The 23,195-nt window shown below is 37.9% G+C and carries 20 protein-coding genes; 13 read left to right on the forward strand and 7 right to left on the reverse strand.

Going from position 1 to position 23,195, the window contains the following annotated elements:
* Window positions 1-33: 33 nt before the first annotated feature.
* The 4 genes from V7K21_RS12435 (at window position 34) to V7K21_RS12450 (ending at window position 2,672) form a co-directional block, all read left to right on the forward strand.
* On the forward strand, window positions 34-657 hold the full coding sequence (locus V7K21_RS12435; RefSeq protein WP_335174596.1) for a DUF4340 domain-containing protein: 624 nt from the start codon (window positions 34-36) through the stop codon (window positions 655-657).
* Window positions 654-863 (forward strand): hypothetical protein, encoded by a 210-nt coding sequence (locus V7K21_RS12440; protein WP_335174598.1) that lies wholly within the window; start codon window positions 654-656, stop codon window positions 861-863. Before V7K21_RS12435 ends, V7K21_RS12440 begins: the two co-directional genes overlap by 4 nt.
* Before the next feature lie 33 nt (window positions 864-896).
* Complete coding sequence (gene purU / locus V7K21_RS12445; RefSeq protein WP_335174600.1) at window positions 897-1,751, forward strand: formyltetrahydrofolate deformylase; 855 nt, start codon at window positions 897-899, stop codon at window positions 1,749-1,751.
* A gap of 237 nt (window positions 1,752-1,988) precedes the next feature.
* Entirely contained in the window at window positions 1,989-2,672 is a 684-nt protein-coding gene (locus V7K21_RS12450; RefSeq protein WP_335174602.1) for an ATP-dependent Zn protease, read from the forward strand.
* 5 nt (window positions 2,673-2,677) lie between these two features.
* Here the strand turns inward: V7K21_RS12450 and V7K21_RS12455 are convergent, their stop codons facing one another.
* Window positions 2,678-3,703: a GGDEF domain-containing protein gene (locus V7K21_RS12455; RefSeq protein ID WP_335174604.1), complete on the reverse strand. Its 1,026-nt coding sequence runs from the start codon at window positions 3,701-3,703 to the stop codon at window positions 2,678-2,680.
* Window positions 3,704-4,614: 911 nt separating this feature from the next.
* The gene (locus V7K21_RS12460) at window positions 4,615-4,815 is read right to left on the reverse strand and encodes a heavy-metal-associated domain-containing protein (protein ID WP_335174606.1); all 201 of its coding nucleotides are present in this window, start codon (window positions 4,813-4,815) and stop codon (window positions 4,615-4,617) included.
* Between the two features lie 251 nt (window positions 4,816-5,066).
* Here V7K21_RS12460 and alaS point away from each other — a divergent pair, with 251 nt between their 5' ends.
* On the forward strand, window positions 5,067-7,709 hold the full coding sequence (gene alaS / locus V7K21_RS12465; RefSeq protein WP_335174608.1) for an alanine--tRNA ligase: 2,643 nt from the start codon (window positions 5,067-5,069) through the stop codon (window positions 7,707-7,709).
* 275 nt (window positions 7,710-7,984) lie between these two features.
* Here alaS and V7K21_RS12470 read toward each other — a convergent pair whose 3' ends face one another.
* The 5 genes from V7K21_RS12470 to V7K21_RS12490 form a co-directional block, all read right to left on the reverse strand.
* Complete coding sequence (locus tag V7K21_RS12470) at window positions 7,985-8,479, reverse strand: ureidoglycolate lyase (RefSeq protein ID WP_335174610.1); 495 nt, start codon at window positions 8,477-8,479, stop codon at window positions 7,985-7,987.
* A 116-nt stretch (window positions 8,480-8,595) separates the two neighbouring features.
* A complete protein-coding gene (locus V7K21_RS12475) occupies window positions 8,596-9,615 on the reverse strand; it encodes an RpoD/SigA family RNA polymerase sigma factor (RefSeq protein WP_335174612.1) in 1,020 nt (339 codons plus the stop codon).
* 647 nt (window positions 9,616-10,262) lie between these two features.
* Window positions 10,263-10,451 carry a DUF3172 domain-containing protein gene (locus V7K21_RS12480; protein ID WP_335174614.1) on the reverse strand — a complete coding sequence of 63 codons (189 nt, stop codon included), beginning with the start codon at window positions 10,449-10,451 and terminating at the stop codon, window positions 10,263-10,265.
* 285 nt (window positions 10,452-10,736) lie between these two features.
* A complete protein-coding gene (locus tag V7K21_RS12485; protein WP_335174616.1) occupies window positions 10,737-11,165 on the reverse strand; it encodes a bifunctional diaminohydroxyphosphoribosylaminopyrimidine deaminase/5-amino-6-(5-phosphoribosylamino)uracil reductase RibD in 429 nt (142 codons plus the stop codon).
* A gap of 72 nt (window positions 11,166-11,237) precedes the next feature.
* Window positions 11,238-11,654: a hypothetical protein gene (locus V7K21_RS12490; protein WP_335174618.1), complete on the reverse strand. Its 417-nt coding sequence runs from the start codon at window positions 11,652-11,654 to the stop codon at window positions 11,238-11,240.
* Between the two features lie 1,222 nt (window positions 11,655-12,876).
* On the opposite strand from V7K21_RS12490, the gene V7K21_RS12495 reads away from it, so the two are divergent.
* The 8 genes from V7K21_RS12495 (at window position 12,877) to V7K21_RS12530 (ending at window position 23,149) form a co-directional block, all read left to right on the forward strand.
* Window positions 12,877-15,081, forward strand: coding sequence for a GumC family protein (locus V7K21_RS12495; protein WP_335174620.1), 2,205 nt, complete (start codon window positions 12,877-12,879; stop codon window positions 15,079-15,081).
* 80 nt (window positions 15,082-15,161) lie between these two features.
* Window positions 15,162-16,115: a glycosyltransferase family 2 protein gene (locus V7K21_RS12500; protein ID WP_335174621.1), complete on the forward strand. Its 954-nt coding sequence runs from the start codon at window positions 15,162-15,164 to the stop codon at window positions 16,113-16,115.
* A 106-nt stretch (window positions 16,116-16,221) separates the two neighbouring features.
* Window positions 16,222-17,544: a flippase gene (locus V7K21_RS12505; protein ID WP_335174623.1), complete on the forward strand. Its 1,323-nt coding sequence runs from the start codon at window positions 16,222-16,224 to the stop codon at window positions 17,542-17,544.
* Between the two features lie 24 nt (window positions 17,545-17,568).
* Window positions 17,569-18,513, forward strand: a complete 945-nt coding sequence (locus tag V7K21_RS12510; protein WP_335174625.1) for a glycosyltransferase family 2 protein — start codon at window positions 17,569-17,571, stop codon at window positions 18,511-18,513.
* 5 nt (window positions 18,514-18,518) lie between these two features.
* The gene (locus V7K21_RS12515) at window positions 18,519-19,757 is read left to right on the forward strand and encodes an O-antigen ligase family protein (protein ID WP_335174627.1); all 1,239 of its coding nucleotides are present in this window, start codon (window positions 18,519-18,521) and stop codon (window positions 19,755-19,757) included.
* A gap of 47 nt (window positions 19,758-19,804) precedes the next feature.
* Entirely contained in the window at window positions 19,805-21,076 is a 1,272-nt protein-coding gene (locus V7K21_RS12520) for a glycosyltransferase family 4 protein (RefSeq protein ID WP_335174629.1), read from the forward strand.
* A gap of 24 nt (window positions 21,077-21,100) precedes the next feature.
* The gene (locus tag V7K21_RS12525; RefSeq protein WP_335174631.1) at window positions 21,101-22,117 is read left to right on the forward strand and encodes a hypothetical protein; all 1,017 of its coding nucleotides are present in this window, start codon (window positions 21,101-21,103) and stop codon (window positions 22,115-22,117) included.
* 51 nt (window positions 22,118-22,168) lie between these two features.
* Entirely contained in the window at window positions 22,169-23,149 is a 981-nt protein-coding gene (locus tag V7K21_RS12530; protein ID WP_335174633.1) for a glycosyltransferase, read from the forward strand.
* Window positions 23,150-23,195 lie beyond the last annotated feature (46 nt).

Below are 23,195 nucleotides of genomic sequence, written 5' to 3' on the forward strand. Positions count from 1 at the left end.
CTTCACCAATGCTCAATGCCTAATGATTAAAAAATGAAATTGCCGCGAACGACTTTAATTTTGATACTGCTAGCGCTGGGATTAGGTGGTTTTGTTTACCTCTATGAAATTCGCGGGGCGACTGTGCGAGAAGAAATCAACGAGCAAAAGCAGCAAATTTTCTCTTTTGCAGAAGATGATGTGCAATCTTTAACAGTCAAGACAAAAAAACTCACCTTGAATCTGGAACGTAGCTCTGAATCTAGTAATCCAAAGTGGTTAATCAAATCTCCGATATTGGCCCCAGCAAATGATGCTATTGTTTCTTATTTAATGGATTTGTTGGTCAAAGGTAAGAGCGATCGCACTCTATCAACTCCAGTAAAAGAGCTTAGAGAATTTGCCTTAGATCAACCCCAAGCTACTATCAATATCACCCTGAAAAACCGACAAAACCATCAATTGATTTTGGGTAAATCTAACTTTAACAGACGTTTCTTGTATGCTCAAGCTGACTCTGTTGCTAAACCCGATGGTAATATAAATGTGTTGTTAGTATCTACAGATTTTGCAAATGCTGTGAATCGGGAACTATCAGAGTGGCAGCAACCTGTAGATAATAGTCAGAAACTACCTGGACTCAGCACTCCTTTACCAACTCCGACAAATGGTAAATGAGCATAGCGGCTACACAGGCAAAGTCCCTCCGAGTTCACCAGTCGCCTACGGCGGGAAACCCGCCTACAGCGCTGGTCTCAGCGCCTCCGCAGACTAAGGAAAAATTTGAGGGTTTGAAACCCACGTTTGCCCTTGGCTTCCCGCAGGGGAGGTGGGTAAAGCTTGGTGTCGAGGCGGTTTTTACCGCCGATTTAACGTTAAGTTAACACTTCAAATCTTACTATTTTTTATAATTTATTATGATAAATCCGACAGCAACATTGCTGATTTCCTGCCCAGATCAACGGGGACTAGTGGCAAAAATTGCCAATTTCATTTATTCTAATGGTGGTAATATTATTCATGCAGATCAGCATACAGACTTTGTTGCTGGGTTATTCCTTACTCGCATTGAATGGCAGTTAGATGGGTTTAATTTACCGCGAGAATTTATTGCACCTGCTTTTAATGCGATTGCACAACCTTTAGACGCTAAGTGGGAAATACGTTTTTCTGATACTATACCACGCATTGCTATTTGGGTAAGTCGGCAAGACCATTGTCTATTTGACTTAATTTGGCGACAACGCGCTAAAGAATTTGTGGCTGAAATTCCTTTAATTATTAGTAACCATTCTAATTTAAAGGTAGTCGCAGAACAGTTTAATATTGACTTTCAGCACGTTTCCATCACTAAAGACAATAAATCAGAACAAGAAGCCCAACAATTAGAATTACTCCGTCAGTACAAAATAGATTTAGTTGTATTGGCGAAATATATGCAGATTGTTAGTGCAGATTTTATTAATAAATTTCCGCAAATTATTAATATTCATCATTCATTTTTACCAGCTTTTATTGGAGCCAATCCCTATCACCGAGCTTTTGAACGTGGGGTAAAAATTATTGGAGCGACGGCGCATTATGCCACTGCTGATTTAGATGCAGGTCCGATTATTGAACAGGATGTGGTGCGAGTTAGTCACCGTGATGAAGTTGATGATTTGGTGAGAAAAGGGAAAGATTTGGAGAGAGTTGTATTAGCAAGAGCGGTGCGATCGCACTTGCAAAATCGTATATTAGTATATGGAAATAGGACAGTAGTATTCGAGTAAATTATGCTCAGGCAAATGGAAGTCGTGGCTATACAAACAAAGTCCGCTTAGGCGGACTTTAGAAAAACAGTTATTTTAAGAATCGCCGTAGCTGTTTTACTTAGCTGAAACTACCTCTGTCTCATCTTTCGATTTATCTCTAATGTTAGTCAAGGGATTTGTAAAGACACTTGATACAGAAGGTGTGCGATTGCCTCATAATGAAGAAAGACTAAGCAGATTCTCAGAAAACTCTCAATGAGCCAGACTAGTCTAAATTTAGTTGCAATATCTATTTTTCTCATGACCCTATCGGTACTGCTGGGGCCATTCTTCAACTTATCGCCAGCAGTACCTGCACTTGCTACCTTCACTATCTTAGGCATAGCTACGTTAGATAGTTTCAGCTTGCAAGGCAAGGGTGGTACTATCTTTTTAGATTGGATTGCTGGTTTTTCAATTGAACACCGCGATCGCATCGTCCACCACGAAGCAGGTCATTTTTTGGTTGCTTACCTGTTGGGTATTCCCGTTACTGGCTACACACTCAACGCTTGGGAAGCCTGGAAACAGGGGCAATCTGGGCAAGGCGGCGTTAGCTTTGATGATGGCGAATTAGCATCTCAACTAAAAGTGGGTAAAATCAGTGCCCAAATGCTAGACCGCTACTGTACTGTTTGGATGGCGGGTATTGCTGCTGAAACCCTAGTTTTTAATAATGCTGAGGGGGGATCTGATGATAAAAACAAGCTGATAGGAGTATTGACAATTTTGGGCTTTTCTGAATCAGTTTATCAGCAGAAACTGAGGTTTCATACTCTTCAGGCAAAAACCCTACTGCAAGAAAATTGGTCTAGCTACGAGGCTTTAGTTAATGCCATGCGACAACGCACTTCGGTAGAAGATTGTCATGTTGAGTTAAGAGTAGGGAGTGGGGAGTAGGTAGTTCACGAAGAAACAGCTTTCAAACGTGAGACATGAGGTATGTAGTTCGAGTTAATAACCCGATTACGCCCAGCAGTTTTAGCCTGTAACAGACATTGATCCGCACGATACAGCAGACTTTCTCCTTGATCATCATCCTCAGCTTGCAGACAGGCTGTGCCCAGACTAATAGTGATATTAATTGTCAGTTTATCGCTGAGTGCAAATGGTTCGTCGCTGACTAAGCGATTGAGACGACGGGCTACTGATAGTGCTTCGTCGTCGGTAGTGTTAGCCAGAAGAATCACAAATTCTTCGCCACCATAGCGGAATGCTGTGTCTTGAGAGCGCAGATTATGTTGTAGACGCTGACATAGCAACTGCAAAACGCGATCGCCTACTAAATGCCCATGAGTATCGTTAACTTTCTTGAAATGATCTATATCCAGAATAATCAAACTCAGGGAAGTTTTTTGAGTCCTAGCTGTTTTAATTTGACTGGGTAAGTGCCGTGCTAAAGCGCGACGATTTTTTAATTCTGTCAAGGAATCGGCTAAGGCGATCGCTGATAACATATCATTTGTCCGAATCAAATCTTGGTATTTTTGCGCTTTCCGCAAGCCAACAGTTAATTGAGCAAGTATTAAGCCGTGGTTAGCGGTCAACTCTGCTAAGGTATAGTCTGTTTTTTCTTCAATAAGATACCAAATATAAGCATCGGCTCCCTGCTTTAATGCCGCAGCACTCATCTCTAATTCCCTTTGCCAACCATACTTATTTCTATCAGTAAGCTGCTGGGGACGATCCTCAAACAGAATACAGTATATCCAGGATAGTTTTGTCTGCTTTTTCAACCAACTGCACAGTTTCATACTGCCATCCAGGCTAGCCTGCACAAATATTATATCGGGGGGCGTCATTTGAATTCGTGACACTGCCTGATTAAGATTGTCTATAACTTCTACAATAAAAGTAGTCGCATAACGAATCTGATCTGGAAGTGTGGCGCTAAAGTTATTCTTTCCAAAGACCAGAATAGAAATCTTCATGGCTTTATTTTTTATCATATTTAAATTTTCAAGAGATTAACTTAGTAAAACTTGCTGGGATTGTTGCTTAATACTAAATATGATATTTTGACTAAGTTATGTTTCTTGATATCTCGATTTTTTGACACTAAATTCACAATAACTTTCCAAGTTCAATATCCTCTTAAAACTTGACATTTATTACTAGACTTTCTAAAAGCTTCACTTCTGACAACTAATGTCTTCTTTACAGAATATTTTTAAATCAGTAAAACTACTGAATATTATTTGCTTGTCTAAAAACCCTTACAGTAGTTTCTTAAGTGTTATTTTCCGGAGGTAATTACCACAATAAATAGTTTGTAATAACTGTCACACTAGCCCATAATTTTTATTCCTAGAAAAAAAAATAAATTATAAAAACTAATATTTTCTCATTGAATTAAAAATATTATTACCCATAGAAGATTTTAGCCTTTTCTTTAATGAATCGGCTTTAATCAAGGATTAAGGTAGGGATTGAATTGTATAAAAACGTTAATAAAATATGCAGCAAAACCCACTCACACTAAGGTAAGTAGCTTTTTGCAACTAACATCATTATGATTATAGGTCGAATTTATAGCATAAAAAGTCTCCAATCTAAATAAGGTCTAAACTTAAGTATCACAATGTGTTAGAAGGATAAAAAATGTCTCTGCTTAACCTTTATCTGTGTTTGTTTGTCTACATAACTCACATCTTTTTTAATTTGCCCAAATATCATAAATCTAGAAAAAAAGCTAAATAAAAAACCCCATGTCAAAACCTGCCCCTAATGTAGAAATATTCGTTTAATTCCGTCTGGAGAAAGGGTAGAAAAATATAAAAAAATCTTCTGAGTGTAACCTAAGATATTAAAATCTAAACTTTTGTGAAAAGCTAGAATTAGATCAATAACCTTCAACTGCGTAACCAGCAGCAACAATTACCTGTTTGATTGACTCCTCAGAAGCTGCGGATTCTACCGTGACAGTTTTAGCATTAACATCGACATCCACCTTGGCTTCAGGTTGCATAACGTGAATGGATTCAGTAATTGTTTCTGCACATCCCTCACAAGCAATATTTGATACCTTCAGTTTTAGTGCCATTTGTTACCTCACTAGGAAGATTTTAAATCATTTCTTAAGGATTAATCTTAACGACCAAAATGCGCTCCTGCATCCTACTAAAGTTAGGTAGTGGGGTAAAAGCATCACAATAACTGTATATAGCTTATCGACTGGTACAATTCGCTAGCACTAATATGAAACAAAATGCAAGAATATATAAAGCTATTTATGAAAATACACCTACCTAGTGCCGCTACGCCCAAGTCTAAAGTCTAAAGCTAAAAACACCCATGTCTTCAAATCCTCAGTACCTAAGCGGTAACGAAATTCGCAACATATTCCTCGACTTCTTTGCCCAACGGAAACACCAAATTCTCCCAAGTGCCTCCCTCGTGCCAGAAGACCCAACCGTGCTGCTGACGATCGCGGGGATGCTACCATTTAAGCCAATATTCTTGGGGCAACGCACACCAGAGTTTAAGCGGGCTACGACTTCGCAAAAGTGTATCCGTACCAACGACATCGAAAACGTCGGACGCACCAAACGGCATCACACGTTTTTTGAGATGCTGGGCAATTTCAGCTTTGGTGATTATTTTAAAGAACAAGCGATCGCTTGGGGTTGGGAAATCTCTACACAAGTTTTTGGCTTTTCCCCCCAAAATCTCGTCGTCAGCGTTTTTGAAGATGATGATGAAGCTTTTGGGATTTGGCGTGATCAAATCGGTGTGTCGATAGCAAGAATTAAACGCCTGGGCGAAGATGATAACTTTTGGGTATCTGGGCCGACTGGGCCTTGCGGGCCTTGTTCAGAAATATATTACGACTTTCACCCAGAACGCGGTGACGAAAATATAGATTTAGAAGACGATTCCCGGTTCATCGAGTTTTACAACCTCGTCTTCATGCAATATAACCGGGATGCTTCCGGCAATTTAACGCCGCTGCAAAACAAAAACATCGACACTGGCATGGGTTTGGAGAGGATGGCGCAAATCCTCCAAAAAGTGCCCAATAACTATGAAACTGACCTAATTTTTCCAATTATCCAAACAGCCGCGCAAATTGCTGGTGTTGATTACCACAGCAGCGACGAAAAAACCAAAGTCTCTTTGAAAGTCATTGGTGATCACGTTCGTTCAGTTGTCCACATGATCGCCGATGAAATTCGCGCCTCTAACGTGGGACGGGGTTATGTGCTGCGGCGATTAATTCGGCGCGTGGTGCGTCATGGGCGATTAATTGGGATTTCTGGCGAATTTACTACCCAAGTTGCCGAAACTGCGATCGCTCTTTCGGAATCAGCTTACCCCAATGTGCGCCAACGGGAAGCAGCAATTAAAGCTGAGTTGCAACGGGAAGAATCCAATTTCCTCAGAACTCTGGATAGAGGCGAAAAACTCCTAGAAGAAATCATCCAAGAGGTGAAACAGCAAAGGAACACTCAAATTAACGGTGAAAGCGCATTTACCCTCTATGACACCTACGGATTTCCCCTCGAACTTACTCAAGAAATTGCCGAGGAAAATCATCTGACAGTCGATGAAGCCGGATTTGATGCCGAAATGCAAAAGCAGGTGGAACGTGCCAAAGCAGCACATGAAACCATCGACTTAACTGTACAAGGTTCCCTCGACAAATTAGCAGAAAACATCCAAGCCACGGAGTTCTTAGGCTATACCCAACCTGCAACGACGGCGAAAGTCGAAGCGATATTAGTAGAAGGTGTTTCCCAAGAGGAAGCAGAAGCGGGGACACAGGTGCAAATTGTTCTTGACAAAACGCCATTTTATGCGGAATCTGGGGGACAAATCGGCGATCGCGGTTATATCTCTGGTGATGGTATTCTAGTCCGGGTGGAAGATATGAAGAAAGAATCTGATTTCTTTGTTCACTTTGGACGCATCGAACGCGGTACACTGCGCGTCGGTGATTATGTTACAGCCCAAATTGATCCAGCTTGTCGGCGTCGCGCCCAAGCTAACCATACCGCAACGCACCTGTTGCAAGCGGCGTTGAAGAAAATTGTTGATGATGGCATATCTCAAGCTGGTTCTCTAGTTTCCTTTGATAGGTTGCGCTTTGACTTCAATTGTCCCCGCGCTTTGACAGCAGAGGAAGTGCAACAAGTTGAAGAACAGGTGAACACTTGGATTGCTGAAGCACATGCTGCAAAAGTGGAAGTATTACCTTTAGCAGAGGCGAAAGCTAGGGGTGCTGTTGCTATGTTCGGCGAAAAATATGGCGAGGAAGTGCGGGTGATTGACTTCCCTAGCGTATCAATGGAACTGTGCGGTGGAACCCATGTGAGTAACACGGCTGAAATTGGCGTGTTCAAGATTATTTCAGAAGCTGGCGTAGCTTCTGGGGTGCGGCGTATTGAAGCTGTTTCGGGACCGGCAATCCTAGATTATCTCAACCTTCGGGATAAAGTAGTTAAAGATTTGAGCGATCGCTTTAAAGTTAAACCGGAAGAACTACCAGATAGAATCACAAGTCTGCAAAGCGAACTCAGAACCAGCCAGAAAGAACTGGAAACCTTGAAGGTACAGTTAGCGATCGCAAAATCTGACAGCTTGCTGCAAACAGCCCAAACTATAGGCGATTATAAAATCATCGTTGCCCAATTAGAAGACGTTGATCCAGAATCATTGAAAACCGCAGCCGAACGCTTGCTGCAAAAAATCGGTAATGGTGCAGTGGTGCTGGGTTCTGTTCCCGAACCAGGAAAAGTTAGCATAGTTGCAGCTTTTAGTCAAGAAGTGAACAAAAAAGGTTTGCAAGCTGGTAAATTTGTAGGTGCGATCGCTAAAATCTGCGGTGGCGGTGGCGGTGGAAGACCGAACTTAGCCCAAGCAGGCGGACGTGATCCGAGTAAATTACCAGAAGCGTTGGAACAAGCAGAAAGTGAGTTAAAGTCCGCGTTGGATTAACCATCTTCCTCACTTTAAGAATTACTCCCCTTCCCTGCAAGGGAAGGGGCTGTTCTTGTTAGGTCTGTATTGAAATCAACCCAGAAGCCCTATTAGACATGAAATGAATACAGCGATCACAAGTGTAGGATAACGACTGCTATCTATAACTAGTTTATGCCTATAAGGGACTAAAAATCCTCTCTATTTATCCTCTCTGTGTTCTCTGCGTCTGGAGTAGTTTGTTTCTTTGGATAATTTATTTCTTGAAAATCTCTAATTAAATCCAATCTCATCTATACCATCTCAAACTGCAATTGATGACTCTTAAAAAAATCATGAGTGAAATGATCCACCACATTTGTATCAACTAATTCCAAATTATAAAAATCCACAGCTTCATGGTCAAAATGGGGGCCAGCGTGCCAAGTACCCTCATGTAGCTTGATAAAACAATTCCCTGGAATGCGAAAAGCAGCAATCTCTTCTAATGCTGGTTCATTCAGATTATTATCAGGAGGACAAACTGCAATTAACCAATCCTTCCCTGACAAAGAACCCAGACATTGAGTGCATTGGACATGGCGAGTAATTTTATGAAACTTTCGCCCTCTCTTCTCCAATCGCATAATATAAAATCGTGGAATCCCGTTTTGCAGGTTTAACTGGGCATCTTCCCCATTGTAAACTTTGCCATCAAGACTCGCAAAAATTACCTGTCCATAACGACAAAAATTTTCAGAACTCACCCACTGTGCTTGCAATTGTTGCACTGTCTTTAATGTGCCCATATCAAATCTTTGAGAGATTACTTAGGTTTATTTTCCCCCAAAATGACTGAATTTTATATAGCCATTCTGGTGACTTCCTGAGTTTAAACACCCTACATTATTGTGAAAAAATAACCTCAGCTAGCTAGATAACTACGTACTTGTTCCTTTTGGCGTCGGAGGAGACTGAGAGCTTTTTGTTCAATCTGACGCACCCGTTCTCGACTAATACCCATGCGATCGCCAATCTGTGCTAAAGAAAGTTCATATCCATCACTCAGACCAAAGCGCAAGGTTAATATTTCTCGCTGCTGGGGAGACAGCTTTGCCAATAAGTCTTGTAAGTCTTGGTGGAGAGATTCTTCAACGGCATAGTCTTCCGGAGAAGGGCCATCATCCTCCAGTATGTCCTGTAATTCTGTATCCTGTTGTTCACCAACTCGCGCCTCTAAGGAGAAGGGTTGACGGGCCAAGTACAAACACTCTCGAACTTGACTGGGTGTCAAAGATAACGCATTGGCAATTTCAATAGTAGTGGGAACACGACCTAGCTGTTGAGATAATTCTCGCTGTACCCGTTTAATTTTGTTCAGTTTCTCAAAGACGTGGATAGGTAAGCGAATTGTCCGTCCTTGTTGAGCTATCGCTCGTGTGATTCCTTGACGAATCCACCAGTAAGCATAGGTAGAAAACTTATAACCTAGAGCTGGATCAAATTTATCTACCCCTCGCTCTAAACCCAAAGTACCTTCTTGAATTAAATCCATAAATTCCAGGTTACGGTGCTGGTATTTCTTCGCCACTGCTACCACTAACCGGAGATTAGCCTGAATCATTTTCTGCTTGGCTTGGTGTCCTAAATTTAGCTGTTGCTCTAACACCTCAACACTTAACTCCACCTGATCTGCCCATTCTTGCAGCGTAGGTTCCTGCTTTAATTTCACAGCCAATTCTTCCTTAGCAGCTAGTAAAATCATCATCTGCTGCACTTGTTGGGCAAAAATAACCTCTTGTTCGCGAGTCAACAAATCTACACGCCCGATCTCTTGCAGATAACTACGCACAATATCATCTGTAGCTCGAGGTTTTTTATCTACGGCTAGACTTTTTTTCTTCGTTTTTTGAACTTCGGTATGTGGAGATGTTAAGTTGCTCATGGTTATTTGCTCCTCTGTAACCTCATCAATTTATTGGTATCAAGTCTAGATATTCAGACCCTTAGCCATTTCACACTGCTAATCAATCAATTGGCAATACTGATGAATTCTGGTCTATGATACATTACAAGTCAATTGTTGGAGATAATAAACCCAAAATCAACCCACCCCTTAATAATAACATCATCACCACTCACAAATCAATTACCTAAACAATCATCAGCATATCCTTTGAAGTAATTACACTCCTTTATTGTTTATTTTTGCATATTTTTAAACCATAATTATATTTATTTTAATTCTCCAATGCAGTTCATGAAAAAAATGAAAAGTTTGCCGGACAATGATTTAATGAGCTAAAAAATAAATTAATAACAGTAACTCTTAAAATAATTACCAATAGTTAAGCCATCAGTAATTTATTTTTTAAATATTAATAGTCTGGTTATACTTCAAGAGAGTTTCCATTCAATTTAAATTAATTAAATATAAAATATCCATTTGTTGACCTCTAATCTTTTTCTAGATAATCCAATCATTTGAAGCCGGGTACGTAGCGGGCATTCATTAAACATCAAAGAAAGTCCTTCTCCTGCTGCCCCTGCTCAAGAACAGCTTTCTTTAAGAGTCTGGTTAAACACTTGTAATTAGGGATTTAGGATGACAAAGACGTGGGTATCTGTGACAATTGCACTTATGTGATACTGCACGCAGACATCTGCATCGAGTGCGGTATTATCAATGTAATTACTCCTGGAGACATTTTCTGGACTAAAAGTAGTAACAGTGGTCACATTAACATCAAGGATAATACTTGGCAAGACAGCAACACCCACGGATCGCCATTAATATCTTAATTGAAGCGAAAAGATTTACGTTTAAAGGTGGGTGGTTGATTGTTATACAGGATACTTGAACGGACAAGATTCCCCACTTATCCAATGAGTCGGAAATCATCTGAGAATCTTAAGGAGACAACATCTTAAAGCTTTCTCTTTTACTAGTTTTCAGCTTAATTTGACACAATTACACAGTTATGCGTCCATATAAATGATTGACTTTTTACAAAGATTTTTGGGAAAATGGTACTACGATGCAATTTTAATCTAACTCTTCAACTATCACTTTATTAGATATTGGTTAAGAAAAGCATTCACATCATTGGCGCATAACCCGACATTAACTGTCTTTCCTGCGTTTCTGAGAATGTCTAATCCTTGACCATTATTACGGGGGTCTGGATCAACTATAGATACATATATTTCATGTATCCGCCGATCTTGAGCGATCGCTAAAGCACATGCGGGTGTGCGTCCATGAAAAGAACAAGGTTCAAGAGTTACATACATTTTCAAGAAGTCGAAAGCTTTGTCTTGAATCTGGTTAAGTGCGTCAGCCTCTGCATGGTGTTTTCCCGGTGCTTGCGTGTATCCTTGAGCTACTATCTCTTGGGCATCTACGATCACACAGCCTACTGGTGGGTTGGGCAAACATTCCGGCAAAGCTTTTCTGCTTTGAGCTAAAGCAGCCAGCATAAATATTTCATCCATGTATTAGCGGAAATTATCTAGATAAATTACAGTACGAAGAATTAGTTATCTCTTCTTAAAAAAGTTATTATATCAAAATTTAGTGACTGTCACACTAATACCAGAATCGAGTTTAGGAACCTTGAGATACTCAATTGGCTCACTACTTTGATAACTTTGGGTATTTGTTGGTTTCTGACATTGCTTAAAAAAAGCCTCTGGGTTATTGATCAACTCAAGCGGGTTGATTTTTTCGCATCCTCGCTCTCGCACTAGCAAAATTGATTCAGCAGTTTGTTTTCGATTATTAGTCTGTCCGATAAAATTACTCCATGTAGTGTTAATTGTGGCTGGTTCCGTCAATAAAACTCCAGCCTGATTGCGATCGTGAAACGGCTCCTTCAGAGCATCGCCTGTTGTCATGGGAACATTCTCTTGGTTAGCATAGGCACTTTGGGAGAGAGGAAGTGCGCTAATCACAAGGGCTAAGATAATGGAAGAGGATTTCATAATTCAATTTCTTAACATTTAATATCAGTTTAATATTTACAATTGGATAAATACAGAAAAAAATAGCAGTCTGGTTTGAGTCCTTTAGATTAACACAGGTAATAAGAAGTATAGCTAAACTTCATTAAAAATATAGTGAAGTCTAGTCAGATGTAGACTTTTGTCTGGGAGGAGACAGTTGAGCAATCCATGCTCTAACCACATCGTGATTTGACACTTGCCTATTATCTGCTTCCTGCTACAACTGTACTAACTGATATTCTGTTAAACGTATTAATAGCTAAGTAGGCGTAAAAATTTGTTGTTGACACAAGACAGTAGGCAGCCGAAAAGAGGGTTATAGCCTAATTTATCTTTATTAACATAGTTTGGTTCTATTGTTCCAACTTACTTACTAGCCGTTTATCTTTCCTATATTACTACTAGGTTACATTCATGGTACAATATTATATAAATTTTCGAAGGTTCACTGGGTTGTAATTTCCACACCTCAAGCCAAATTAAGAAAAGTCTTTCATCAGTCTGGGCAAATTAAGCTGATAGCAAGTCTTTACAAGTTAAATACTAAAATCACACAATCTTAATATTGCCAGTCCCTTATCGTTCCCAATATTGACCATTATTCAGAGCAATAATTAGTTGTTCCTGAAAGCTTTTAAGCAGCTTACGTAAATATCCATCCAGTCTTTCCAAATGTCTATTTTAACTGGACAAAGCCTATCTCTGAAGTAGTTCCATTGCTTCTAGGCTGGCACAGTGGTTCTATTCATTACCCTTAAGTAATTAATTCCTCTTGCCCTTTAAAAATCAGTAAATCGACAGCTAATATACAGCATGTTCTATAAATTTTTTGTAAAGTTATCCCATTCAGTGTTCTTACATAATATGATGTTAAATATTAGATTATTAATCAATCCTTGGATCATTAAGACCACAAAAATAAGTTAATCCCAAAAATTGAAAGCTACTAAATCATGGAGAAAGTTGTTAGTTATCCTGTTTTTGCTTTCAGGATAATATCAAACAATCTAAGTTGAAATAGCGACTGCTCAAACTATTAGTTTACTTCACCTCTTGAACAACCTCAGGAAAAAGACATTAGCCGACAATTAACGCAAATATTACCATCGCAAAGTCGCCTACAGTGCTACTGTCAGGAAAATGCTGAGAAAAACTTGCTGTAATAAAATAGTCTTTTTTTATAAAATTTTGCATATATATTATGACGATAGAATCTTTGCCCAACTTTGAAGAAGTAAATATTCAGAAATATTTAGAAGTTTTTCAACGCCGTTGGCTACCTCTAGTCGGAATTGTTGCCATATCTGTTACCTTTGGATGCTTGTATGCATTTTCACTAAAACCCTCATACAAGGCAGAAGGAAGTTTGATGATTAAAACAAATCGCTCTTCCTCACTCACAGGCTTACCAGAAGACATCGGACGCCTAGAAGCTTTGAATATGAACGACAATCCCCTGGAAACTCAGGTGAAAGTTATTGGATCAAATCCAGTGATTGAGAAAACAATTAATTCCCTCAACCTCAAAGATAGTCAAGGGAAACTGCTCTCGATTCCCAGTTTGGCAAAACAACTAAAAATAGAAGGAATCAAAGGCACTGATGTTGTACAACTTTCTTATCAAGGCGGTGATCCGGAACAGGCTGCCAAAATCGTCAATGAAGTTATCGACAGTTATATCGACCTAAATATCAAGGCTAATCAGAATGAAGCGCGGACAGCCAAAGAGGTTCTTGTAACCGAAGTACCCAAAGCTGAAGAAATTGTTAGAAGAGCCGAATCAAAACTGCGGCTATTTAAAGAAACAAATAAAGTTGTTGTCCTAGAACAAGAAGCAACCGCAGCAGTCGATACAATTTCCAAGTTAGGAAACCAAATTTCTCAATCTCAAGCTCAACTAGATGATGTCAAAGGTCGTTTAGAACAGTTAGGCAATGAAGCTCAGGTAGATTCACAGCAAGGTGTAATCTCATCTGAATTGAGTCAAGCACCTGGAGTTCAAAAAGTGCTTGCCCAACTCCAAGAAACAGAAAGCCAACTGGCGCTAGAGCGTACCCGTTTTGAACCTGAACATCCTACAATTACTAGTTTAGAAGAAAAAGTCGTAGCTCTTAAGAGCTTGCTAAAACAGCGGACAACACAAGTTGCTGGTACAGCGCAGATAACAGAGAGAAGTTTGCAGGTTGGACAACTGCGGCAAAGCCTAATTGCAGATATTACTCGTGCTCAGGCAGACCGCGTTGGTCTAGAGAGACAAATTGGCACACTCCAGCGACAGCAAGATACTTACATAAAACGAGCAAATAATTTGCCAAGGCTAGAACAGAATCAACGAGAATTAGAACGGAAGCTGAAAGCAGCTCAAACAACTTACGAAACGCTCTTAAACAAACGCCAAGAAATTGATATTGCACAGAACCAAAAGATTCCTAATGCTCGTGTCATTTCCTATGCCCTAATCCCGGAAAAAGGAGAAGGACCTCGCAAAATCCTGTTTATTGTTGGTGGAGGAGGAATTGGTCTTTTCTTAGGTATCATTGTCGCCTTTAGTTTAGACTTGATAGACCGCTCGGTGAAAACTGTCAAAGAAGCCAAAGAAGTCTTGAAATACAGTGTTTTGGGAGTAATTCCCACACAAGGTAGAAATGGTAAAGATCATTCTTTTATAGCAGGACTTGATAGAGCTATTCCCAAAATCATTGGCAGAGATATTCCTTACTTCCCTCTTGGTAACGCATACCAAATACTACAAGTTAACTTGAAGTTCCTCCGTTCTGATAAACCGCTCAAAAGCATTGTAGTTACAAGTTCCGTTGCCAAAGAAGGAAAGTCTGACGTATCTGCAAATTTAGCTGTAACTATGGCTCAGGCGGGGCGTCGGGTGTTATTGGTGGATGCAGATATGCGTCATCCCATACAGCATCATATCTGGGGACTAACAAATACAATAGGACTAAGTAATGTCATTGTTGGGCAAGTATCTTTAGATGTAGTTGTGCAAGAAGTGATGCCTAATCTTGAGGTTCTTACTTCCGGAGCTTTGCCTCCCAATCCAGTAGCAATGCTAGATTCTCAACGGATGGCAACATTAGTTAGTAACTTCGGGAGAGATTACGACTTTATTATTTTTGATACTCCTCCTCTGTCAGGAATAGCAGATGCTGCTGTTTTAAGTACCCTGACTGACGGTATGTTATTAGTTGTTCGTCCTGGAGTGGTTGACCTCAACAGTGCGAATTCAGCTAAAGAGTTTTTAACTCAGTCAGGTCAGAAGGTATTAGGGATAGTCATCAATGGTGTGAATATTAAAAATGAACCTAATAATTATTTTTATGACACCAAAAAACGACAAATTGAACAAGATTTAGTATCTAGTAGCTTAACAAAATTTTCCAGAGAGCGTTAAGTTCTCCTAGAAATCCTGAAAGTGACCCTTACTACAACCATCTCAACCAATTTAATTTTTTATTAGCAAGAAAATTTTACATGGATACAAATAAAATCAAAACATCTTGTTTAATTAATAACTACAATTACGCTGAATTTTTATCAGAGGCAATTGATAGCGCTTTAAATCAAACAGTGAAGTTTGATGAAATTATTATTATTGATGACGCATCCACAGATAATTCTGCGGAAGTCATTACTAAATTTACTCAGTTAGCTAATGTTAAATCTATCTTGAAACAAAAAAATCAAGGACAATTATCATCCTTTAATGAAGGGTTTTCAGCTGCAACTGGTGACATTATATTTTTTTTAGATGCCGATGATATTTATGAACCTCAATATTTAGAAACAACCTTAAAGTTTTATAAGGGACGTAGTGAATGTGATTTTCTATTTTGTGCGTATAAAAAATTTGGAATAGTAGAAGGAACGTTTCAAAATGATACAGTTGATTTAGATTTAGGTTATTCAGTAATCAGAACTTTATATAATGGTGAATGGATTGGTTCCATAACTTCAACATTATCAATACGTAGAGAAATAATCAGAAAATTTTTACCTATTCCATATATAGAAGATTGGCGTGTAAGGGCTGATGACTGTCTGATATGGGGAGCTTCTTTGGTAGGAGCTAAAAAGTTTTATCTGTCTAAACCTTTAGTAATGTATAGAATCCATCAAAATAACCAGTATCATAATAAAAAAAATTTAGATATAGACAATAACTATGAATATAAGAGGTTCTGGAAACGCAATTCACTATTTAATTATATTATACAAAAAAATAATTTTAGTTTACCATTTTTCTTGGCTTTCACATCTCTCAATGAGTTACAAACAATCCCATATCCAAAATATAAAGATTTTATTTTATATTTAAAAATAATATTCTTGTTTGAGCAGAGTTTTTTTTGGAAAATAAAGGGCATAACGTTATTATTTAGCTATTTTGTTAAAATTTTGATGACTGGTAAATTAAAAATATTATAAGCGATAAATAATCTAAATTCATGCATGATGTACGTTGTTTTATCCATTAAAAGATTCACGGTATTGAAAGAAGTAGAGAATTTTAGATGATTAATTCATAAAAATAATGTTAAGTAAATTAAAAATTAAAAACTTCTCAAAATTTAAATCTCGTTCTGGGCTGCGTGCAATTATTGCCAATACAGGTTGGTTGTTTGCTGACCGCATTCTACGTATGGGTGCAAGCTTGGTCGTAGGAGTATGGTTAGCACGGTATTTAGGAGTACAGCAGTATGGTCTCTTTAACTATGCTTTAGCTTTTGTTAGCTTATTTAGCCCAATTTTTACTCTAGGACTGGATGACGTAGTAATTCGCCATATTGTCCGTCAATCATCAAACAAAGAGGAAATTTTAGGAACCACTTTTTGGCTAAAATTGCTGGGTGGAATTGCTTCTGTCTTATTGGCAATTAGCACTATGTTTTTCTTAGGTGAGCATGAAATACTGAAGATATGGCTAGTTACAATTTTAGGAATGGCAGGAATTTTTAGGGCAACTGATACTATTGAACTGTGGTTTCAATCACAGGTGCAGTCAAAATACACTGTGATTGCTAAAAATACAGCATTTTTGCTAAATAGTGTCATCAAAATCGCACTAATTTTAACAAAAGCACCATTGCTAGCTTTTGCTTGGGTAACATTAGCAGAATTTGCGATGAGTGCAATTAGCTTGCTGATTGTTTACCAACTCAAAGGGTCTTCATTGTGGTTATGGCGTTGGAGTTTTACGGCTGCCAAAATTCTTTTGAAAGAGAGTTTACCTCTAATTTTTTCAGGGTTCGCTATCATGATTTTTATGAGAATCGATCAGGTGATGTTAGGTCAAATGATCGGAGATAGCGAGGTTGGAGTTTATTCTGCTGCTGTACGTATTTCTGAAATTTGGTATTTTATTCCGGCAGCTATTGTTTCTTCTGTTGCTCCTGCAATTTATGCAGCCAAGGAAAAATCAGAAAGTCTTTACTATCACAGAATAGGACAATTACTCAGTTTAATGACATGTATATCTTTGGCAATTGCTCTTCCAATGACATTCCTGTCTGACAAGATAATTATGGTGATGTTTGGAAGTGGATATGCGGAAGCGGGGCGAATATTAGCAGTTCATATTTGGACTTCTTTGTTTGTATTTATGGGTCTTGCAACATCACCATGGTTTATTGCTGAAGGTTTGAACCACGTTTCGTTAGGTAAGACTTTATTTGGGGCCATACTAAACATTATTCTCAATTTATTATTGATTCCTAAATATGCAGGATTTGGGGCTGCGATCGCAACCATAATCTCTCAAACTGCTGCTACTTTTCTATGCAATGCATTTGATTCAAGAACACAAAAAATATTTCAGATTCAGGTGCGCTCGCTTCTTACTTTTTACAAATATTGAGGATTTATATTTAAGTTTTCTATTATGCAAACAGCAGTAACTTTTATTATTTTTAAGCGTCCAGAAACAACAGAAAAAGTTTTTAATGCTATTCGCCAAGCAAAGCCAACAAAACTTTTTGTAATTGCAGATGGTCCCCGCACTGACTGTGAAGGTGAGGCAGAAAAGTGTGAAGCAACTCGGGCAATCATCGAAAGAGTTGATTGGGACTGCGAAGTGATCAAGAATTACTCTAATATCAACTTAGGTTGTGCAAAACGAGTATCTAGTGGTTTAGATTGGGTATTTAATAATGTTGAAGAGGCAATTATTTTAGAAGATGATTGTATCCCTCACCCAACATTTTTTAGATTTAGTGAAGAACTGCTGGAAAAATATAGAAACGATACTAGAATCGCGACAATCTCTGCTCAAAATCTTCAATTTGGACGAAAACATACAAATTACAGTTACTATTTTTCTCGCTATAACCACTGTTGGGGTTGGGCAAGTTGGAGACGTGCTTGGCAACATTATGATTTGACCATCAAACTCTGGAAAGAGGTACAAGCAGAAAATCTTTTACATGACATTCTTATAGACCCAAAAGCAGTAAGTTTTTGGCGACGAATATTTCAGTCTGTTTATAATAATCCGACAGGTATAACCTGGGATTACCAATGGACATTTGCTTGCTGGATACAGGGTAGCTTAAGTATTATTCCCGATATCAATTTAATCTCTAATGTTGGTGTTGGTGCAGACGCAACTCATTTCACTTCCAATCAAAAATTTTCCTTCATCAATATGGCGATGCAAGCGATGGAATTTCCTTTAAAACATCCACCGTTTATTGTGAGGAATATAGAGGCAGATAAATTTACCCAAAAAACAGTCTATAAAGCAACCGCATTGGATATTTTTAAAGAGGAAGTGAAGAAAAGATTGAATTACTCAATGATAAACAATAGTAAAACATTTAGTAAATAAATTAAATGTCAGCAATGAAGGTAAAATTAACAGAAAAAATATTAACTATTTTGCTATTACTCATTGCTGTAGGGGCATTAACAATCCACCCTGCACAAGAAGTTTCTATGTCTACCCTTGGAGGCGATAAGGTAGATACTTTATTGAATATAGTTTCATATTTAATTTTATTTTATTTCATAAGTTTATACTGGAAAGGTTTTATTTATGTAATTGCCAAAAGTCCATTAGAGTTTTTTCTACTAACAATAGTTATCTTTTCTATATTATGGTCAGAAGACCTAAATTCTACTCTAAAAGATATAAAAGGTCTAATCAGAATATATTTTATTGCAATCTATTTGGCAATGCGTTATCCCCTTAGGGAACAAATGAGGCTAATAGCTTGGCCACTTGGTGTAGCAGCATTATTATCTATGATATTTTCTGCATTCATACCAGGTTATATTCACCAATCGCCTGAATTAGTAAATATGTGGAGCGGAATTTTTGGTCATAAAAATGAATTAGGTTACATGATGGCTTGGAGCGCAGGAGTCTTTTTACACCTTGCTCTTAGTAGCCATCAATATCGCTGGTTGATGTGGGCACTATGTGGGATATCTATATGTCTAATTATTCTCTCACGTTCAACAACATCTTTAACGATACTATTAGCAATGATATTATTTTTACCTTTCTACAAATCCCTGAAGAAAACTAATTATAAATTACAAGTTATTATGATAACTTCAGCTTTAATGTTACTCATTATTTTTTCAATATTACTTCTCAATAATGCTGAAACTGTAGTTGGTACTTCTGGTAAAGACCTTACATTCAATGGACGCTCTGACCTCTGGGGGCTAGTAATTTCCAAGATTTTAGAAAGACCTTGGCTAGGTTATGGATTTTCAGGATTTTGGACTAGTAATACTGCATCTAATCTCAGAGCTACTTATGATTGGGCAAGTAATGCTCACAATGGTTTTTTAGAACTATTGTTAGAATTAGGGTTATTAGGTTTTTTGACTTTTGCAGCAGGGTTTATCCGGTTCTTTGTAATGGCATTGACTCGAATTACTTATATTGCCAAAAAACCGGAAGATTATTGGCCAATGCAAATGCTACTTATCATTGTCATAGTGAATTTCTCAGAAGCCAGATTATTAACTCCTAGTTGGAATTGGTTAATGTATGTCACAACGTCGTTATCTTTGACTCTTGAATATCAACGAAATCATAAAAATATTTTAGTCGATTAGCTATTAGGGCAGTCAAAAATAATTTGAGTAATTATAAGGTTAATAAAATGAAAGTTTTACATATTAGTACCAATGATATTAGTGGAGGTGCAGCGAGGGCTGCATATCGTTTGCACACAGGTTTAGAGGATATAGGACTAGAGTCACAAATGCTAGTTCAAGAAAAATATAGTAATGATAAAACAGTAACTGCACCTAATATTAGACTCTTTCAAGGTATTACTAAGGCAAAGTTGACAATTGAAAGTTTACCATTAAAGCTTTATCCGAAAAAGAAAAAGACTCCATTTTTTATTCAATGGTTGCCAGATAGAGTTATTCCTAAAGTTGCTCATATTAATCCAGACATAATCAATTTGCATTGGATTAGTGCAGGTTTTATGCAGATAGAAACATTCCCTAAACTGAAGCGTCCTCTAGTTTGGACTCTCCATGACATGTGGGGGTTTACTGGCGGGTGTCACGTTACTGGAGAATGCGATCGCTATAAAGTATCCTGTGGAGCTTGTCCTCAACTTAACAGTGGTAAAGAATGGGATTTATCCCGTTGGGTATGGCAACGCAAAGTAAAAGCTTGGAAAAATTTGAATTTAACTTTAGTTTCACCAAGTCATTGGTTAGCGCAGTGCGCTCATTCCAGTTCTTTGTTTCAGAATTTGCGAGTTGAGGTAATTCCACATGGACTGGATACTCAAAAATATCGACCTATTAATCAACATTTTGCACGAGAAGCACTCAATCTACCCCAAGATAAGAAGCTGATGCTGTTTGGAGCGATAGAAGCAACAAGCGATAGAAATAAAGGATTTCATTTGTTGGAACCAGCTCTACAAGAATTGAGTAAATCTGGCTGGAAGGATGACTTGGAAGTCGCGATTTTTGGGGCATCTCAACCAGATAATTCACCTGATTTGGGCTTAAAAATACACTATTTGGGACACTTACACGATGATATATCTTTAGCAACTGTTTACTCAGCAGCTGATGTGATGCTTGTACCGTCTCTTCAAGAATCTTTTGGACAAACAGCTTCTGAATCACTCGCTTGTGGTACTCCAGTTGTTGCGTTTAATTCTACTGGCTTAAAAGATATTGTTGATCATCAGCAGAACGGGTATTTGGCTAAACCTTATGAAGTTGAAGATTTTGCCAAAGGAATTACCTGGGTACTTGAAAATGAGCAGAGGCTGCACAAGCTGTCATTCTATGCACGTGAGAAAGCTGAACAAGAATTCACTTTGGAACTTCAAGCACGTCGTTATTTAGCTTTGTTTCAAGAAATATTGATTACAAAAAATAAATATTCATTCATTCATTAACTTAGTAAATAAACACTTCATAATATGTCAATACCTATAGCGTTTATAATTTGTACAGAACCTGGTCGTTTAGAAGGTCAATCTTTGATGCTTGCAGAAAGTATTCGTAATTTCTGCGGTGAATTGAAAAATACACCTATATATAGTTTTCATCCTAGAGTAGGTGAATCGATATTAAAGCAAACCCAACAAGCGTTTGAAGCGTTGCAGGTAACTCATCAACAAGTTCCTATAAATCAAGAATTTCAGGAATATTATTTAGCCAATAAACCCCTGGTTTGTGCCTATGCCGAGCAACATATCGATGCAGAAATATTAGTTTTTTTAGACAGTGATAAATGCTTTTTTTATGAGCCAAAGGAATTTTTATTGCCAGTAAATTGTAACATTCGCATACGTCCTGAGTATGGTCAAGGAATTGGTTCTACAGGTCTGCGAGACCCTCAAGAATGGTACTGGCAAAAACTATATGAAGTGCTAAATGTGAAGCGTGAGGTATTTGTTGACACACCAATTGGTAATAAAAAAATCAGAGCATACTGGAATTCTGGTTTAGTTGCTGTCAGAAGGAGTGCAGGTATATTTACTGCCTGGAAAGAAAACTTTGAGAAGGTAATGCGTATGAATATTACCCCTCCTCAAGGGATTTATTTTGTGGAACAGTCAGTCTTATCTGTGACTTTATGCTCGCTGGAAGAAAATATTTCTCATTTTTCTTCTGCTTATAGTTATCCATTACCTTTACACAATCGCTTATCTAAAGAATCAAGGCTTAAAGCTTGGGATGACATAGTGTCGATACATTATTTTAATTTGTTTTTTTATAATGATTGGAATGCACAAATTCAAAGCTTAAAAAAGTTTAATCGAAGTTCACATAAATATCAATGGTTATGTGAAGGAGTTGTTAGACATAAGATGCCGCGCACATCAGTAATGCACCGATATATGTTGACTGTGAAGAAAATAGAACAAAAGCTACGAGTGTTTAAATTGAATAGTCAAGTAAGTAATTGGATAGAAAAAATTGCAAAGTTTTAAATGATTATCATCACTTTTAAGTTACATAGTTAATTAAGGAAAGGTATTTAAATGTTATTTCACGGTTTTTATATTTTTAGTACTCGGCCGCTTATTGTTTCCTTTCTTGGAAGCTATCCTTTATTGGGGGGAGTGGTTTACGAAAAAAGCAAAATTACATATCAAGCTCTACCTAAATGGTTTCGTCCCAAACACGTTCTAGAACATATCCCTGGGTGGTGTGGAACACCTAAACAAATGTTACTAAGAAAGATAAAGGCAACCATACATGGCATTGAGGGAAGAACGCATCACTTAATGGTAAATGCGTCAGATGAAGAAGAATTGCGAAAACGTTTTTTAATTCGTGGAGCGCACTTCAACCAGAACTTTTATATTAATGAATATTTATATCAAGTTCTCGAGCAACCAAAGCTTTATGATGCAATTTACACGGCACAACTCAATCAATCAAAGCGTCTTGGACTAGCAAAAAACGTAGATAAATTGATGGTTGTGTCCTATGGTGGTGACTTACATAAATTTTGTCCGGAATTGAAACATGCAGATTTCAACAAAGACTTTATTGCACGTACAGAGTTAGCAAAAAAGTATAATCAGTCCTCTGTCGGTTTGATTCTTTCAGCAGTCGAAGGAGCAAATCTAGCATCAAGTGAATACTTACTATGTGGAATTCCTGTTGTCAGTACTCCAAGTAAAGGTGGACGAGATGAATTCTTTACTTCTGAAAACTCCGTTATTGTCGCTCCAGAGTCTGAGAAAGTTGCTGAAGCTGTGCAAACTTTAAAACAGTTAGCACCTGAACCAAAAAAGATTCGAGAACAAACTCTGAAAAAAATGAATGATTGGAGGTTAGCTTATTGCACTTATATCGCTAATCTTATTGAAGAAGAAGGTGGAAGAAAAATACAACCAGATGTCATGAGGGAAAAATACTTTGCTGCGCCGAATGGCATTCAATCTCGATATATCAAATTAGAAGAATTGCATAAATATAATTGGAAAGATTTTCGAGATTTTTTTTCTATATAAAAAACGAAATAGCACTTTAATTTTTAATGCAAAAAAATAGATTAGT

This window comes from Nostoc sp., from assembly GCF_036919595.1.
In the GTDB taxonomy this organism is placed as follows: domain Bacteria; phylum Cyanobacteriota; class Cyanobacteriia; order Cyanobacteriales; family Nostocaceae; genus Nostoc.